General features: G+C 66.5%; 13 protein-coding genes. 8 read left to right on the top strand and 5 right to left on the bottom strand.

The genetic code is table 11. The features are described from left to right. The first annotated feature begins 23 nt into the window (after positions 1-23). The 4 genes from ACIBK2_RS28305 (at position 24) to ACIBK2_RS28290 (ending at position 5,080) form a co-directional block, all read left to right on the top strand. Entirely contained in the window at positions 24-1,127 is a 1,104-nt protein-coding gene (locus ACIBK2_RS28305) for a hypothetical protein (RefSeq protein WP_396971388.1), read from the top strand. Between the two features lie 164 nt (positions 1,128-1,291). After that, on the top strand, positions 1,292-2,650 hold the full coding sequence (locus ACIBK2_RS28300) for a S1 family peptidase (protein WP_396971386.1): 1,359 nt from the start codon (positions 1,292-1,294) through the stop codon (positions 2,648-2,650). A gap of 78 nt (positions 2,651-2,728) precedes the next feature. Then, complete coding sequence (locus ACIBK2_RS28295; RefSeq protein WP_396971384.1) at positions 2,729-4,054, top strand: S1 family peptidase; 1,326 nt, start codon at positions 2,729-2,731, stop codon at positions 4,052-4,054. A gap of 138 nt (positions 4,055-4,192) precedes the next feature. Then, the gene (locus tag ACIBK2_RS28290; RefSeq protein WP_396971382.1) at positions 4,193-5,080 is read left to right on the top strand and encodes an NRDE family protein; all 888 of its coding nucleotides are present in this window, start codon (positions 4,193-4,195) and stop codon (positions 5,078-5,080) included. 59 nt (positions 5,081-5,139) lie between these two features. On the opposite strand, the gene ACIBK2_RS28285 is transcribed toward ACIBK2_RS28290, so the two are convergent. Beyond that, positions 5,140-5,850, bottom strand: a complete 711-nt coding sequence (locus ACIBK2_RS28285) for a hypothetical protein (protein WP_396971380.1) — start codon at positions 5,848-5,850, stop codon at positions 5,140-5,142. A gap of 455 nt (positions 5,851-6,305) precedes the next feature. Here ACIBK2_RS28285 and ACIBK2_RS28280 point away from each other — a divergent pair, with 455 nt between their 5' ends. Beyond that, positions 6,306-9,503 (top strand): (Fe-S)-binding protein, encoded by a 3,198-nt coding sequence (locus ACIBK2_RS28280; RefSeq protein ID WP_396971378.1) that lies wholly within the window; start codon positions 6,306-6,308, stop codon positions 9,501-9,503. 422 nt (positions 9,504-9,925) lie between these two features. Beyond that, positions 9,926-10,693, top strand: coding sequence for a lytic polysaccharide monooxygenase (locus tag ACIBK2_RS28275; RefSeq protein WP_396971376.1), 768 nt, complete (start codon positions 9,926-9,928; stop codon positions 10,691-10,693). A gap of 55 nt (positions 10,694-10,748) precedes the next feature. Here ACIBK2_RS28275 and ACIBK2_RS28270 read toward each other — a convergent pair whose 3' ends face one another. Further along, positions 10,749-11,897, bottom strand: coding sequence for an acyl-CoA dehydrogenase family protein (locus ACIBK2_RS28270; protein WP_396971375.1), 1,149 nt, complete (start codon positions 11,895-11,897; stop codon positions 10,749-10,751). After that, the gene (locus ACIBK2_RS28265) at positions 11,897-13,126 is read right to left on the bottom strand and encodes an acyl-CoA dehydrogenase family protein (protein WP_396971373.1); all 1,230 of its coding nucleotides are present in this window, start codon (positions 13,124-13,126) and stop codon (positions 11,897-11,899) included. The genes ACIBK2_RS28270 and ACIBK2_RS28265 overlap by 1 nt, the downstream gene beginning before the upstream one ends. Positions 13,127-13,296: 170 nt before the next feature. On the opposite strand from ACIBK2_RS28265, the gene ACIBK2_RS28260 reads away from it, so the two are divergent. Then, positions 13,297-13,875: a hypothetical protein gene (locus ACIBK2_RS28260; RefSeq protein WP_396971371.1), complete on the top strand. Its 579-nt coding sequence runs from the start codon at positions 13,297-13,299 to the stop codon at positions 13,873-13,875. Between the two features lie 681 nt (positions 13,876-14,556). Here the strand turns inward: ACIBK2_RS28260 and ACIBK2_RS28255 are convergent. Together ACIBK2_RS28255 and ACIBK2_RS28250 are read right to left on the bottom strand one after the other, a co-directional pair. After that, positions 14,557-15,006, bottom strand: a complete 450-nt coding sequence (locus tag ACIBK2_RS28255) for a hypothetical protein (RefSeq protein WP_396971369.1) — start codon at positions 15,004-15,006, stop codon at positions 14,557-14,559. A 270-nt stretch (positions 15,007-15,276) separates the two neighbouring features. Beyond that, positions 15,277-15,813: a YdcF family protein gene (locus ACIBK2_RS28250; protein ID WP_396971368.1), complete on the bottom strand. Its 537-nt coding sequence runs from the start codon at positions 15,811-15,813 to the stop codon at positions 15,277-15,279. Between the two features lie 134 nt (positions 15,814-15,947). Between ACIBK2_RS28250 and ACIBK2_RS28245 the strand changes: the two genes are divergently transcribed. After that, positions 15,948-17,270: a UDP-glucose dehydrogenase family protein gene (locus ACIBK2_RS28245; protein ID WP_396971367.1), complete on the top strand. Its 1,323-nt coding sequence runs from the start codon at positions 15,948-15,950 to the stop codon at positions 17,268-17,270. Positions 17,271-17,325: the final 55 nt, after the last annotated feature.

Genomic DNA, 17,325 nt, shown 5'->3' with positions numbered 1-17,325 from the left:
GAAGCCGAAGCGAGGTACTGAGGATGGCCACAGGGGTGGGCCTACGCATCGCCGAGGACGAGTGCACGGCGGCGATCGTCACCGACGGCGGCGAAGAACCGTTGTTCATCGTCCGCGAGTCGCTGCTGTACATGTCCGACGACGGTGACGCCACGCTCGGCGGACCACCGCCGGACGAGAATGCCCATGCGATCACCGGCTTCGCGCACGCCGTGGGTGATCCGGCGGGTATCTCGGTCGACGACGGCGAGGCCTATCGGGCCGAGGACCTGGTCGCGACCGCGCTGTTCTGCCTGATCAACCTCACCGCCGACCATCTCAACGGTCCGGCCGAGTTCTACGCGACCCACCCTGGTGACTGGCCGCGCGAATACGTGCAGGCCCTGCGCGACGCACTCGACTACCTGGGTCTGCGGTCGGTGCTGCTGGTCAGCGAGGCCGACCTGCCGATCGCCGAGGTCGGCGCGCCGGGCAGCACGTACGCCTACGACGCCGCCCGCGCGGCCTTGGCCGCAGTGCTGTCCACCCCGGCGGGCAGTACGCCACCGGACCCGAGCCATGCCGAGAACTCGACGGTGGACACCGTCATCATCCCGGCCGTGCCCGCGTCCGAAGCGACGCCGCAGGCGTACTCGGCGGCCATCCCGATGGCCGAACCGGTAGCGACGGCGGAAACCGCCGCGCCGCAGGAACCCGCGCGCAAAACCGAACCGGCGAAGGACCGCAAACAGCTCCCACTGCTGATCGGCGCCGCCGCGCTGATCGGACTCGTGCTCGGCGGCTTCGCGGTGGCTGTGTTTTTCCGTGACGACGGCAGCACGCCGGTGCCGCCGATGCGCGACGCCAAATCCGATCAGGTCTCGGTGAGTCCGACGCCGCCCCCCGCACCGCCGATCAACTTCCCGACCGTTCCGCTGACACCGACCACCATCGAGGCACCGGTCACCACCACCGCGCCGGCACCGCCGCCGGAGACGACGCCACCCCCGCCGCCGCCACCGACCACCGAGCCACCGACGACGACGCCGAGCCCGTCCACGCGGCCACGGCCCACCACCACGACGCCGTACAACCCCTTGCCGCAGATTCCGACGATCCCTGGCCTGCAGATACCGGGCAGTCGGTGATTAGTAGAGACCTTCCCCGGTTTGTGCCTTAAAGTGATGCGCTGACCGGTGTTGTCGGATGAATTGCAGGCGCCCGGTCTGTTGATGGCGGACGACTGTGAGCAACGATTCCAGGCCCGTTGCCGCGGATTGAGCTGGCACGTGTGTGCCAACGAAGGGATTTCATGCGCAAGTTGGTGGCGCGCCGCGCCACGGTCAAAGCTGTCGCCCTCGCTTCGACCGTTTTCCTCGCACCCTTGCTCTGCACGACCATCGCCGCGGCGGCACCGGCGACACCCGCACAGCTGAATGCCGATAATCTGCCGCCGGAACTGGTGCAGGCGATCGCCCGAGATCTGAAGATGACCCCGACGGAGTACCTGGACCGTGCGGCCCGCGCCCAGCAGCTGCGCGACTACGCCCGCGATTTCCGCTCGGAACGCCCGGAGTCCTTCGCCGGCGCCTGGATCGGCACCGACGGCAAGCCCGTCGTCGCGGTCACCTCGCTCGACGCCGCCAAGATCGCCGCGGCCGACGGTTACCAGACCCGGCTCGCCCCGGTGTCCGCGGACGGCCTGGAAGGCTCGCTGATGCAACTGAATCAGTGGATCACCAGCCTGCCCAAGGAAATCTCCACCGCGATCAACTCGGTCGCCATCGACTTCCTCAACAGCCAGCTGGTGCTCAGCGTCGCCAACACCCCGGCAGGCCACGTGCTGAACCTGCCGACCCTGATCGCCAACGTCAAGGTCATCCTCTCGCCCGGCAGCGGCGGCGGGGTGGAACGGCGGCCGATGGGCGGCGACACCTACATCAGCGCCCCGGTTTCGCTGCACGACGCCTCGCTCAAGGGCGTCGACGTCTGCTCGTTCGGCTTCAACAGCATCGACGCGGCCGGCAACGCGCTGAATATCAGTGCGGGACACTGCGATCCGAACGTCGACCAGAGCAACCAGGACGCCACCGTCTACTTCCCCAACGTCAAGGACATCCCGAACAGCCCGGAGCTCGGCTCGTTCGTCCAGGCGAAGCTGGGCGGGCAGAGCGCGCTGGACTACTCGGTGATCAAGCTGAACGACCGTGCGGTGCGCGCGGGCATGGACCAGCCGACGGTGCGCGGCGCCAACGGCACCACGATCGCCATCACCGGCACCGCCGACCCGATCACCGGCGCGCCGGTGTGCAAGTCGGGGCAGTCGTCCACCTTCACGTGTGGCTTCGTGGTGGCCGATCGGGTGGAGACCCAGCTGTACACCGCGGAGGGCGTGAGCAAGACCGTGCGCGGCTTCGCCAGCTCGGCCTGCACCCTCGGTGGCGACAGCGGCGGCGCGATCGTGTCCGGCACCCTCGCCCTCGGTATCACCAGCGGTTCCAACGCGGCCGAGGCACCGGACTGCAACGAGGCCAATATCGCCTTGGCGCAGTACGGCGGCACGGCCAGTCTCGGCATTCCGATCCGGCCGATCCTGGCCGATATCGACGCGTCGTCCGGTGGCGGCGTCGGCAGCGGCATCGCGGTGCGGACCCGGCCCAACGCCGGGTAAGACGTGCTGAGCACCGGGCGACCAAATCGGGCCTCGTTATAAGTAGGCATACCGGCCCAGAGCCCATATAGTCTGGGCATGCTCCTGCCACGTATAGGTCATCTCCGATCAGCTGCGCGACAGACCCGGGTCCGAAAATCAGTTATCGCCGCCTCGGCGGCGATACTGCTGTTCGGGCCCACGGCGGCAGTAGCGACGGCACAACCCGATCCGGCGCCGAGTCTGCCCGCCGAACTGGTCAGTGCCATCGCCCGAGATCTGAAGATCTCCCCGGAGGAGTACCTGCACCGCGCCGACGTGGCCCAGCAGGTCGCCGGGTTCGCCACCAACGCGCAGCGGCAGTTCCCGGCGGTCTTCGCCGGTTCCTGGCTCGACGACAGCGGCAAGGCCGTCGTCGCGCTGGCCCAGGGTCCCGGTGCCGACGATGCCCGAAAGGCCGCGGAGTCAGCGGGTTTCGAGGTTCGCAACGTCGCCAAGAGCGAGTCCGCGCTGCGCGGTGAGAAGACCGCGTTCCAGCGCTGGCTCGACGGTCAGCCCGAGGCGGTGTCGGCCCTCGTGCGTGGCGTGGTGATCGACACGGTCAACAACAGCATCGCGGTCCGCGTCGACAAGGCCGGCCTGCCGATGCCGAACTTCATCGACCCGGCCAGGGTCATCGTGATGGCGCCGCCGGTGGCCGGTGAGCAGGGCACGCTGCAGGCCACCGAGATCGCTGGTGCCGCGAACGGCGTGCTCGCCGGCGGCGACGGCTACGCCTCGGTCGCCGGTCGCCTCTCGCTGCGCTGCTCGCTCGGCTTCAACGGCACCGACCGCAACGGCAACATCGTGAATGTCACGGCGGGCCACTGCAACCCGGACATCCCGTCCGCGGGCAACGACAACGCCGCGCGGGTGCACGAGCTCAACGGTGACCGGCTCGGCAACGAGCTCGGCCGCTTCGAGAAGTCGGTGCTCGGCGCGCAGGACTACTCGATCGTCCGGATCGCCGACCAGGCGCGGGATCGTTTCAGCAACAACGAGGTGCGGGTGCCCGGTGCCGCGTCGGTGCGCATCGAGGGCGTCGCGACTCCGGTCGTCGGCGCGCCGGTCTGCAAGTCCGGTTCGCGGACCGGCTTCAGCTGTGGCGTCGTGAACGCGGTCGACCAGACCGTGCAGGTCGGCGAGCGTGAGCTCACCCAGGCCTTCTCGGCCAACATCTGCGCGCTGCCCGGCGACAGCGGCGGCCCGATCGTGACCGGCAGGCTCGCCCTCGGCATCTCCAGCGCGTCGTCGGTGGCCGACTACCCGATCTGCGAGATCCCCAACCTGATCGGTGCCCTGACCGGCAACGCGCCGCAGCTGTTCGCGCAGCCGGTGAGCGTGGTGCTCTCGGACAACCCGGGGCTGAAGATTCGCACCAACTAGTTCCACCCAGTCGACAAGGCCGGCAGCGTCACGCTGTCGGCCTTTTCGCTGTCCTGGCGACGGTTCCACTGGCCTTGCGCGACCCGTCCAGCGGGCAATGCGTGCTGCGTCCGGCAATGTTCCGGCATTCTGGTCTGTATGTGTTTGGTACTGATCGGCTGGCGGGCTCATCCGGAGTATCGGTTGATCGTCGCGGCCAACCGAGACGAGTTCTATACCCGGCCGACCGAGTCCATGCGCTGGTGGCCGGAGGTACCCGGGCTACTGGCCGGGCGGGATCAAGGGGCCAAGAACAAGGCCGAGGGTGACCCGCCGGGCACCTGGCTCGGGCTGATGCGGGAAGACAAGGGCCACAACCGATTCGCGACGGTGACCAATGTGCGCAACCCGAAGAACGAGCGCGCCGACGCCCGTTCCCGCGGTGCGCTGCTGATGGACTTCCTGCGCGGCACCTCGGCTCGGCACCCCGGCGTGGATTTCGTCGGCCCGGAGAAATACGTGCTCGACGTCGCGACCGCCCCGGACGACTACAACGGCTACAACCTGGTGGTGTCCGACCTGGAATCGCTGTGGTGGCATTCCAACCGCAGCGACACACCGCCGCGCGAGCTGACGCCCGGCTTCCACGGCCTCTCCAACGGCACATTCGTCAGCTCGGCAGGGCTGAACCCGGGTGAGCCGGATTTGACCGCCCCACAGCCCATCTGGCCCAAGGTACGCAGCGGTGTGATCGAACTGCGGGCGGTGATCGAGTCCGATCCCGGTGCCGTCGACCGTTATTTCGCGGTGCTGGCCGATCGCACCAAGGCCACCGACTCGGAGTTGCCGGACACCGGGGTGCCGCGCCTGATGGAGCGGCGGGTGTCGTCCCGGTTCATCGCCGACGCCGCGCACGGCACCCGGGCGAGCACGGTGCTGCTGGTGCGCGAGGACGGCTCGTTCGAGATGGCGGAGCGGACCTTCGGGCGGTTCGGGCGGCGCAAGGGTGCGGTGTCGTTCCACGGCACCCTGGATCTTCCGGCCTGAAAACGACAACTGGGCCCGCCGCTCCTCGGAGCGGCGGGCCCAGTGCCGGAAAGCGGTTCTTACTTGACCGGGAGCGGCTTGTCGGCCCACTTGGTGGTGCCGTCGGCAGCCTGGAAGGTGTTGAGCAGTTCGACACCCGCGGCGATCAGGGCCGGGCCGCCGACCGCGATGGTGCCGAGGATGCCACCGACGCCCGCGCCGGCCACCAGGCCGGGGAGGCACATCGCGGCAATGGTCAGGATGCAACCGATGGTGGCGCCGATCGCGGTGCCGACGAAGCCGCCGATCGCGGTCGCGATGCCGAAGTTGCTCGCGAACTCGTTCTGCGCGCGCTGGTTCTCCATCGGCGAGGCGATGTCCTGCACGACGGTCGGCTTGGCGACGACCGGCTTATCGGTGATGACCAGATCCGCAGGCTTCTGCGGGGTCACCTCGAGCACCGTGGCATCTTTCTTCAGCTCGGTCTTGACCGGCACGAGCTTGCCATCGACGTCGACGTCGAGCGGGAAGGAAACCAGGGTGTTGCCCTGGCCGTCCCGGACGTTGGCGACGGAGATCTTCGGATCAGTGGCAGTAGCTCCGTCCTTCTCGGTGACCGAGAAGGTGCCCCCCTTGAGCGACGCGACTACCGTCTTGTCGACCAGCTTGACGGAGTAGTTGATGCCGGGGTCGGCCGGTGCGGCGACAGGCTCGGCATGCGCGGTCCCGAGACCGATGGTCATCGCGCCGATGACCAACGCGGCACCCGCGGTGGTTCTGCGGAGGTTCATTCAGTTTCCAATCCATCATCAGGTCGCCTGCCCGCCGATCCCCGCACGCGAGAGCGCTCTTCATCAAATCCGGGCGGTCGCCCCGGATCCTCCCCGAGCAGTGTGAAGACAGGCACAGCAGACAGAACGTCGTGAGCGTAATCCACCGACGAGCTATAAGCGAGATCCATTACGGGCCTTGCGGACTAAGCCTGTCCTTACCGATTAGGCCGGATGCCTCGACGTTTACGGTGGTGATCACCTGAAGACGCGCTTGGATTGGCAAACCCGGTGTGACGTTCATCACAGGCTTAATTTGAGTCAAGCCCCAGTAAGAGGGGGCATAGCCCAGCTGTAAATGATACGACGGATAGCATAAGTTACCGGTGGGTAACTTACTGCCGGTTAGGATACGAGCCAATCGGGGCGGTCCCGAACCGCCCCCGCTCGTGTTGCCTCTAGAGAAAGGTCGCGACATGAATGCCCTGACAGTGACGCTGGGCACGATTGGGGCGACGCTCAGCCTCCTGTGTTGGGCGTCGTTCTTCGGCGGCGTCCGCAGCATCGTCCGCGCCATCATGGTCGGACAGCCCGCACCGGATCGCTGGCGACCGTTCTTCCCGCGTTTCAAGCAGATGGTCATCGAGTTCCTCGCGCACACCCGGATGGCCAAATTCCGCACCGTCGGCTGGGCGCACTGGCTCGTGATGATCGGCTTCATGGGCGGCGCCATCCTGTGGTTCGAGGCCTACGGTCAGACCTTCGACCCGTCCTTCCACTGGCCCATCATCGGCAACTGGCCGATCTACCACCTGTGGGACGAGATCCTCGGCATCGGCACCGTGGTCGGCATCGGCACGCTGATCATCCTGCGCCAGCTGAACCACCCGCGCCTGCCGGAGCGGCTGTCCCGGTTCAGCGGCTCGAAGTTCGGTCCCGCGTACGTGATCGAGGGCATCGTGCTCATCGAGGGTCTCGGCATGATCTTCGTGAAGGCGGGCAAGATCGCCGCCTACGGGCACTCCGACCCGTACACCGACTTCTTCACCATGCAGGTGGCCAAGCTGCTGCCCGCGAGCACCACCATGGTCGCGCTGTTCGCCTTCGTGAAGCTGATGTCGGGCATGGCCTTCCTCTATCTCGTCGGCCGCAACACCACCTGGGGTGTGGCGTGGCACCGGTTCTCGGCGTTCCCGAACATCTACTTCAAGCGCGAAGACGACGGCGGCGTCGCGCTCGGCGCGGCCAAGCCGATGATGTCCAACGGCAAGCCGGTCGACATGGAGACCGCCGACCCGGACAACGACACCTTCGGCGCCGGGCGGATCGAGGACTTCTCCTGGAAGGGCTGGCTCGACTTCACCACCTGCACCGAGTGCGGCCGGTGCCAGTCACAGTGCCCGGCCTGGAACACCGGAAAGCCGTTGTCGCCCAAGCTGTTGATCATGTCGCTGCGCGACCACGGCAACGCCAAGGCGCCCTATCTGCTGGCCGGCGGCCGGAAGGACATGGGCGGCGACGAGATCGGCCTGGTCGACGCCGAGGGCAAGCCGAACGAGGCCGCGCTGGCGAAGATCTCGGACGCGGCGAAGGCCGAGGCGGAGCGTCCGCTGGTCGGCGGCACCGACGTCAGCGGCATCATCGATCCCGAGGTGCTGTGGTCGTGCACCACCTGTGGCGCGTGCGTCGAGCAGTGCCCGGTCGACATCGAGCACGTCGACCACATCATCGACATGCGCCGCTACCAGGTGCTCATCGAATCGGAGTTCCCGTCCGAGCTCGCAGGTCTGTTCAAGAACCTGGAGAACAAGGGCAACCCGTGGGGCCAGAACTCCAAGGACCGGCTCAACTGGATCAACGAGGTCGAGTTCACCGTTCCGGTGTTCGGGCAGTCCGCCCCGAATGGGGAAGAAATAGCCAGCTTCGACGGCTACGACTACCTGTTCTGGGTCGGTTGCGCCGGTGCCTACGAGGACCGCGCGAAGAAGACCACCAAGGCGGTCGCCGAACTGCTCGCCACCGCGGGCGTGAAGTTCATGGTGCTCGGCCAGGACGAGACCTGCACCGGCGACTCGGCCCGGCGCGCGGGCAACGAATTCCTTTTCCAGCAGCTCGCCGCGCAGAACATCGAGACGCTGAACTCGGTGTTCGAGGGGGTCGAGGAGAAGAAAAAGAAGATCGTCGTCACCTGCGCGCACTGCTTCAACGCGCTCAACAACGAGTACCCGCAGGTGGGCGGCAACTACGAGGTGGTGCACCACACGCAGCTGCTCAACCGCCTGGTGCGCCAGAAGCAGCTGATCCCGGTCGCCTCGGTGTCGCAGAACGTCACCTACCACGACCCCTGCTACCTGGGCAGGCACAACAAGGTCTACAACGCGCCGCGTGAACTGATGGAAGCCTCCGGCTCCACGCTGATCGAAATGCCGCGGCACGGCGAACGTTCCATGTGCTGTGGTGCCGGTGGTGCGCGCATGTGGATGGAAGAGCAGCTCGGCAAGCGCATCAATGTCGACCGGGTCGACGAGGGGCTGAACACTCTCGCGGCGAACCCGGGATCCACGCCCGGCAAGATCGCGACCGGCTGCCCGTTCTGCCGCGTCATGCTCAACGACGGTGTCACCGCCCGTCAGGAGCAGGGCGAGGGGGAAGGGGTCGAGGTCGTCGACGTCGCGCAGTTGATGCTCGATGCCATCGATCGGGTGGACGCGGCGAAGCTCACCGAGAACCTGGTTGTTATCCAGCAGCCGAAAGCGCCTGTGGTCGAAGAGGTTTCCGAGCCGGAGCCCGAGGTTGTCGCCGAGACATCGACGCCCGCGAAGGCGGCGCCGTCCGGTGGCGGGCTCGCGATGAAGGGTCCGGCCAAGGCCCCCGGTGGCGGGCTCGGCATGAAGGGGGCCGCGAAGGCGCCCGGCGCCAAGGCGGCGGAAGCCCCTGCGGGCGAAGCCGAGTCGGCTGCCGAGGCACCGGCCGCACCGGTCAAGGGCCTCGCCATGAAGGGCCCGGGGAAGAAGCCGGGCGGGCTCGGGATGAAGGGCGCCGCCAAGGCGCCTGGAGCCAAGGCCGATACCGAAGCCCCTGCGGCCGAAGGCGAATCGACTCTCGAGGCACCGGCCGCACCGGTCAAGGGCCTCGCCATGAAGGGCCCCGGCAAGAAGCCCGGTGGGCTCGGGATGAAGGGTGCCGCCAAGGCACCTGGCGCCAAGGCGACTCCGGCCCCGGCCGCTGAGTCCGCGCCTGCGGCCGAGGCACCGGCAGCCAAGCCGGTCAAGGGTCTGGGGATGAAGGGCGCAGCCAAGGCGCCCGGTGCCAAAGCGCCTGGCGCGAAGGCCCCGGCGGCTCCCGCCGAGAGCAGCGCTACCCCGGAAACCGCGGCCGCCGAAACGGTTTCGGAACCCACCGAGACCAAGCCGTCGATTCCGGCCAAGGGCTTGGCGATGAAGTCCGGGTTCAAGCGTCCTGCGGCGAAGGCACCGGGCGGCTCCGCACCCGCCCCGGCTGAGCCGACCGCGGCTGAGCCAGCTGCGGAACCTGCCACGGAATCCGCTGCGGCGGAATCGACTCCGGAGCAGCCCGCCAACGGTAACGGCGCCGCCGAGGCCGCTCCGCCGGCCGCCAAGCCGGGCGGCCTCGGTTTCAAGTCCGGCGCCAAGGCTCCCGGTCGCAAGAACTGATCAGCACAACCGAATAACAATCCAGATCGCCCCGGGTCCACGCGACGGACCCGGGGCGATCTGTATTCCATTCCATTGATGCACAAGCGGATTCCCATGGGCCTACGGAGGCTTGGTCGACCGAATTCGCGCCAGAATGCGACACTGCGTTTCCTACGTTTACCTAAACTGCGGCCGACGAGTGGGGAGGCACTGGGGAGTGCTCGCTACGTCGCGCAACAATCACCAGTTCCCTTACGGCACTACCGATCCCGGCCGCGATATGCAAGGCCTCCGGTGCCGCGCCTGCTCGGCCCCTTGCCGCGATTCCGGTAAGCGACTTATCGTCTTTGGCACATTAGAGCTCGAAATGTTCCCTCTGCCATGACGTTTGATTACTGATCAGTATGCCGGCCCCTGCTGCTCAGGCTATTAGGAGCGCAATGATCAACAAACGAAAGCTGACGGTACTCGGGGCAGCAATAGGAATCGCACCTTTCCTGGCGGTCTTGTTCCCGGCCGGTCTGGCGAACGCACACGGTTACGTTTCGTCGCCGCCGAGCAGGCAGGCCCAATGCGCGCAAGGCACCGTGTCCTGCGGCCCGATCAAGTACGAGCCGCAAAGCGTCGAGGGACCGAAGGGCCTGCGCACCTGCAACGGCAATCTTTCCCAATTCGCCGACCTCAACGACGACAGCAAGCCGTGGAAAGTGAGCACGGTCGGCCAGTCCGCCACCTTCACCTGGACGAACACCGCCCGGCACAGCACCTCCAATTGGGAGTACTACATCGGCAGCACGCGCGTCGGCGTGGTCCCCGGCAACAACCAGCAGCCCGGCCAAACCGTCACGCACACCGTGAATTTCGGCAACATCACCGGCCGCCAGAAACTCCTGGCCATCTGGAACATCGCCGACACCGCCAACGCCTTCTACTCCTGCGTAGACCTGAACATCGGCGGCACTCCGCCCACGACAACCCCCGCCCCCACCACGACGACCACCCCACCCACGACAACAACCGCGCCACCGACAACCACAACGCCACCCACAACCACCCCACCCGCCTCCCGCCCATGGACGGCGGGCACCAGCTACGCGGCAGGCAACGAAGTCAGCTACGACGGCCTCCGCTACATCTGCCTCCAATCGCACACCGCGATTTCCGGCTGGGAACCCCCGAACACCCCTGCCCTATGGCAAAAGATCTGAGCCACCCCGCCTCCCGGACCTCGACCCCCCGTCGAGGTCCGGGACGGTTGCCTGTCTAAGGCCGGGTCAGGGCGGCATAGCGGGCGAGGTGCTGGTCGGCGGTGCCGAATTCTTGGTCGATGGCGGTGAGGCGCTTGAAGTAGTGGCCGATGGCCAGTTCTTCGGTCATGCCCATGGCGCCGTGCAGTTGGACGGCGTTCTGGCCGATGAAGCGGGCGGCGCGGGTGACGGTGACCTTGGCGGCGGAGACCGCGCGGGCGCGGGTCGGGGTGTCGGCCTCCAGCGAGTAGATGGCCAGATAGACCGCGGCGATGGCTTGTTCGAGCTCCATGTACATGTCGACCATACGGTGTTGCAGGACTTGGAAACTGCCGATGGGCTGGCCGAATTGCTTGCGCTGCTTGACGTAGTCGAGGGTATCGGCGAGCACCTTGCGCAGGCAGCCGACGGCCTCGGCGGCGATGGCCGCGATCGCCTCGTCCACGGTGGGTTCGATGGCGACCCAGGCGGCTCCGTCGACACCGAGCAATGCGTCGGCGGGCAGGGGGAAATCGGCGAAGACGATGTCGCTCGCGACGCGGTCATCGATGGTCCGATAGGAGTGCACCTCGACGCCTGCGGGCGGGTTGTCCGCGTCGAAGTCGGTGCAGAACAACGAGATACCGTGTTCGTCGCGGCGACTGCCCGCGGTGCGTGCGGTGATCAGCAGGTGGGTCGCCAGTGGCGCGCTGGTCACCACGGTCTTCGTACCGTCGATGAGCCACGAATCACCTTCGCGCCGTGCGGTAGTCGACACATCGTGCAGCGTCTGGCCCGAAGTCGGTTCCAGCGCGGCGAAAGCGGTGCGCACGTCGCCGGACACGATCTGCCGCAACAACGCATCGGCGCGCTCACCGCCGGACCGGTTCAACAATCCGGCGCCGACAACAACGGTGTCCACGAACGGCTCGACCACGAGTGCCCGCCCGAGTTCCTCGGCGATCACCATCAATTCGACCGGGCCACCGCCCATCCCGTCGACCCGTTCGGGCAGGGTCGCGCCCAGAATGCCGAGTTCGTCGGCGAATCCGCGCCACACCGCGGGCTGCCACCCGGCGCCGACCTTCGCCGCGGTGCGGCTCTTCGCCAGTTCGTATCGGGCGCCGAGGAATCCGGCGATCGCGGTGCGGAGCAGTTCCTGCTCGTCGGTCAGGGTGAAGTCCATCAGAGCCCCAATGCTGCTTTGGCGAGGATGTTTCGCTGAATCTCGTTGCTGCCCGCGTAGATCGAGCCCGCGCGGTCGTTGAAGTAGCGCAACGGCGCGACGGCTTGCCACGCCGCACCGCTGCGGTAATCGTCGGTCGGCGGCGTGAATTCCGCGATCGGGCCACCCGGTTTCGTAGCGTGCGGCTGGTACACACGGCCGCGCGGACCGGCGGCCGTCAACGCCAGTTCGGTCAGTTGCTGACTCAGCTCGGTGGCCAGAATCTTCAGCATCGAGGAGGCCGGTCCCGGGTTGCGTCCCCGCGCCATCGCCGAAATCGTGCGGTACTCCAGGATTTCCAGCACCTCGGTGCGAATCCGCGCCTCGGCCAGCCGCGCCGCGAACGCCGGATCGTCGATCAGCGAATTGCCGTCCGGCCCAGGCTGTTGCGCCGCCTCGACGGCGATCTCCTGCGCCATTGCCTGCAGGTACGGCGCCATCGACCCGCCGCGCTCGTGCACGAGCAAGTATTTCGCGACGGTCCACCCGTCGTCGAGCTGCCCGAGCACGTTACTCTTCGGCACCCGGACATTGTCGAAGAAGACCTGGTTCTGCACCTGCTCACCCGAGGTCATCACCAACGGCCGAATCTCGATGCCCGGCGTGCTCATATCGATCAGCAGGAACGTGATGCCCTGCTGCTTCTTCCCGGATCGCGACGTGCGCACCAGGCAGAAGATCCAATTCGCCTCGGTCGCATGGGTTGTCCAGATCTTGCTGCCCGTGCACACCAGGTCGTCGCCGTCCTCGACGGCCGCCATCGTCAGCGACGCCAGATCGGACCCCGCCTCCGGCTCCGAATACCCTTGGCAGAAGAAGACTTCCCCGGTCAGGATCCCCGGCAGATAGAACGCCTTCTGCTCCGCCGTCCCATACGCGATGATCGCGTGCGCCACCATCTTGATCCCCATCGGCGACAACGCGGGCGCCCCCGCCAACGTCGACTCCCGATTGAAGATGTAGTGCTGCGTCAAACTCCAATCGCACCCCCCGAACTCCACCGGCCAGGCAGGCGCCGCCCACCCCCGCTCATGCAGAATCCGCTGCCACGCCATGCTCGCCTCGTGGTCCGGATACACACTCGTCGCCAGCCGCCCCGCCCGCCGCAACTCCGGCGTCAGCTTCGCCTCGAGAAACTCCCGCACCTCATCCCGAAACGCCGAATCCGCCACTGACCAGTCGTAATCCATCAGCCCTCCCAGAGGGTGCGCACCAATGCGTCGCTGTCGACTCGCAGGCCGAAAACGCGACAAGAACCTACGTATCGCTCGCCACTGTATCAAACTGATGTCGCCCGCCAGCACTTACTGGCACAGCGGAAGGCCGAATCCAGGGCGCGCGACGAGTCGGACGGACACTGGTGCTCGACGCCGAGTCGGTGCGTCGGTTGGCCCAGCAGCGTCGCCGCCGCGGTCGGCCGTGGACCGAGCGCATCGCATGGGCGACGCTGACGATCCTTTCGGGCTCGGACGTAGCCTGGATTACCCCGCCCGAGCGTGTGCGCCTCACGCACCGCCTTCGAAAGACGGAAGCCGAGGACCTCGCCTACCTCACGAGTCGCCGTGCACAGGTCCAGTACTTCCGCTGTCACCCATCCGCACTCGATGAACTCTCCGCCCACATCGTGCGGTCGGGAACATCCGCCCTCACCGAGGCCGACCTCGCACAGCTAGGTTTGACCAGAGCCGCCGACCGACTCGACGGCTACATTCCGCCCGACGCGCTCGGCCCCATCATCGATGGCTTCGACCTGTCCGCAGATGTGACAGGCAACGTCATACTCCGAACGGTCGCCACCGAGGATGCATTTGCCGACGGACAGACGCCACGCGCGGCTATCGCCCTGGACCTGGCCGAATCGCTGGATACCAGAGACCACGCGGCAGGGTTGCGGGATCTGGCAGCCCTGCTCGGAGAATTGAGCCATCGTTGGCGATAGGCACCATCGCCCACGATGGCTCAATTCTCCGAGCCGGACTCCCAGCGATACGCGCGACCGTCGATGTCGACATGTCTGCATATCGAAACGGGCGCAACAACTTTCGATCGAGCTCGGCGCGCGTTGGCGACACTCGGATACGAGTTGCAGATTCCGAGTCGTCGTCGAGCGCCAGTACACCGTTTCATCCGTGGATCCGACCAGGTCGATGCCATGGTGGCCGACCACTTGGCGCCGAGTCACTGCCCAGCGGTCGCAGGACGCCCGGTCTTCCAGGTACCGGCGGGGACGTCGGCGCTCCGCAAAACAGCCAATTGCGAGCTGGAGATCAGCCCCGGCGTCACTGTCACGCTGAGTATTCCCGACGTTCTCGGCGCATTGATACTCAAAGGTGCTGCCTACCGCGAAGATCCACGAGATCGGGACCGACATCTCGATGACGCGGCAGTACTCGTCTGCGCCCTCACTACGCCGCGCGCCGAGGCGACTCGAATGGCAGGCAGCGATCGAAGCCGGATTCGAACACTGGCCCAGCAGCTTTCAGATCCCACCCATCGATCATGGCTACTGGTCCCCCGAGAGTTCCGCCAGCGTGGCTTCGATTCCTTACATTTCCTCGCTCGCCAACCGACACAGAACGTCGAGGTACGCCGCCTAGGTAGCAGTCACTAGATGGAGCAGCTAGCAGGGGTTGCGTTCGCCGATCTTGACTACTGACAGCACGGCGTCTCCCTCGCCGATCGGGACGCCAGCCGCGGGCGTCTGGGCAACAACGATCCAATTCGCGTCGAGCACCTGCATGCGCCCCTTTCCGGTCGCATCGGTCGACCTCGAATACCAGACTCCCCCTTCCTGGATCTTATTCTGCGCGGCCTGCAGATTCATGCACACCACGTTCGGCATCAGAGCCGCCGCAGTCGGCGGCGATTGCACCGGCGCCGGAGCTGCCGGAACCTCCTGCCGAGCAGTCGTTTTGGGGATAACGACGGCAGGCGACGCGACAACGGTGGAACTCGGCGGTGCCGCAATCGATGTGGTCGCAGAGACAACCACCGCCTTGCCCTTGTTGCCGTCGACCCCACACCCGCCGACGGCGACCACGACCAACACGCAAATACCCGCGATCACCAACCCCCGCGCCGATGTCTGCCTGCTCCATGCGACCAAGCACTCTCGCTGCGTCCCATAGATATTCGAATGTTCCGGCCTGTACGACGTCATGCCGTTCCTGCTCCCCGGGTAGAAAACGAGAAGGCAAACCTACTGCCGAACCACCCACGAGCGATGTCCGTCGTTTACCCGACAAAGTGCGGCGGCCGCGGCGCTCAGGCCCAGCAGCGGCGGTTATTTACCCAAATGGTCCTTCGAGAGACCCAATCTGCACGACCTCGATGTGAGCGGCTAGCAGCCCTCGAAGGCGGCCTTGATGTAGCCGGCGGATTGATAGAAATAGTCGTAGGTCCAGCGGGCCACGGATAGCCGCGGTTCCGGGTCGACGAAGAGAAGTTCACCGGGCCAACACTTTCCGAGGATGTAGCGGGCTCGGGAGATGTGGGGGGTGAAGGTGACGACGATGATGCGGTGCCAGCCGTTGGCGGTGGCCAGGCGGGCTAGTTCGCGGCCTTCGCCTCGGGTGGTGCGGGGTGCGGGGTCGAAGCACACCACCTCGAAGCTGTAGCCGCCGTGGCAGATTCGGTTGATCATGGCGCTGTGCTCGTAGGGGTTGGAGACGAGGACGCGCGGGGCCAGGCCCTCGTGGGCGAGGCGGAGGGCTAGTTGTTCGCGGCCGTCGTGGGCTCCACCGAGCACGAGGATGGCGTCGGCGGGGACGGGGGTGTCGGTGCGCGGGCGGACGTAGACGGGCCACAGGGCGGTCACGACCACGGCGACGACAACGGCGAGGACCAGCCCGGTCCAGACCCATCGGCGACGTCGCATCCGATCGATGCTAGCGGCGTCATCGCAGGTCAGGGCGTCCAGCCCGATATATGTCGCCACATGTACACCTACCGTTGCCGTGACCCTTGCCTCGGTGACGTGGTGCGGCCACCGGCAGGGCTTATCAATCGATCATGCGATGCACAGTCTTCGGAACCGGGTACCTCGGGGCCACGCACGCAGCGTGCATGGCCGAGCTCGGGCATGACGTCATCGGGGTGGATGTCGACCCGGGCAAGGTCGCGAAGCTGTCCGATGGTGTGGTGCCGTTCTACGAACCGGGTCTCGAGGACGTGCTCCGGCGCAACCTCGACACCGGCAGGCTGCGATTCACCACCTCCTACGCCGAGGCGGCCGCCCACGCCGACGTGCATTTCCTCGGCGTCGGCACGCCGCAGAAAAAGGGTGAGTACGCCGCCGACCTGAAGTACGTGCACGCCGTGGTCGACACGCTGGCGCCGATGCTGGAGCGCCCGTCGGTGATCATCGGCAAGTCGACGGTGCCGGTCGGCACGGCCACGGCGCTCGGCATCAGGGCACGCGAGCTCACCTCGACCGACGTCGAGGTGGCCTGGAACCCGGAGTTCCTGCGCGAGGGCTTCGCGGTGAAGGACACGCTGCGCCCGGATCGCCTTGTGCTGGGGGTGGATCGGGCTCGCGCCGCCGCGGGCTGGGTGGAGGACCTGGTGCGCGAGATCTACGCGGACCTGATCGCCGACGAGGTGCCGTTCCTGCTGACCGATTTGGCCACCGCCGAATTGGTCAAAGTGTCGGCCAATGCCTTTCTGGCAACTAAGATTTCGTTTATCAACGCAGTATCGGAAGTCTGCGAGGCGACCGGCGCCGATGTGACCATGCTGGCCGACGCGCTCGGCTACGACGCCCGCATCGGCCGCCGATTCCTCAATGCCGGACTGGGTTTCGGCGGCGGTTGTCTGCCGAAGGATATTCGGGCGTTCATGGCGCGCTCCGGCGAACTCGGCGCCGACCACGCGGTGGCATTCCTGCGCGAGGTCGACAACATCAACATGCGCCGCCGCACCAAGGTGGTGGACATGGCGGCGCGCGCCTGCGGCGGTTCGCTGCTCGGCGCGAATGTCGCGGTGCTCGGCGCGGCGTTCAAACCGGAATCCGACGATGTGCGCGATTCGCCCGCGCTGAATGTCGCCGGAATGATCCAACTGCACGGCGCGGTGGTGACGGTGTATGACCCTAAGGCGCTGGAGAATTCACGCCGGGTGTTCCCGACGCTGAACTACGCGACCTCGGTGGCGGAGGCGTGTGAGCGAGCCGACGTTGTGTTGGTGCTCACCGAATGGGACGAGTTCACGGCGCTGCGCCCGGAGGATCTGAATCGGGTAGTTCGGACAAAGTCGATCATCGACGGGAGGAATTGTCTCAATCGTGCCAACTGGCGAGCGGCGGGATGGGTGTACGCGGGACTCGGCACACCGTAGAGTTGCGTCGCGAAGGCGGGGTCTACGGCCGGACGAATAGTCCTGCCGTATGCAC

It is taken from the genome of Nocardia sp. NPDC050175, from assembly GCF_044459885.1.
Lineage (GTDB): Bacteria > Actinomycetota > Actinomycetes > Mycobacteriales > Mycobacteriaceae > Nocardia.
The sequence above is the reverse complement of the archived record's forward strand: the minus strand, read 5'-3'. Positions and strand labels throughout refer to the sequence as shown.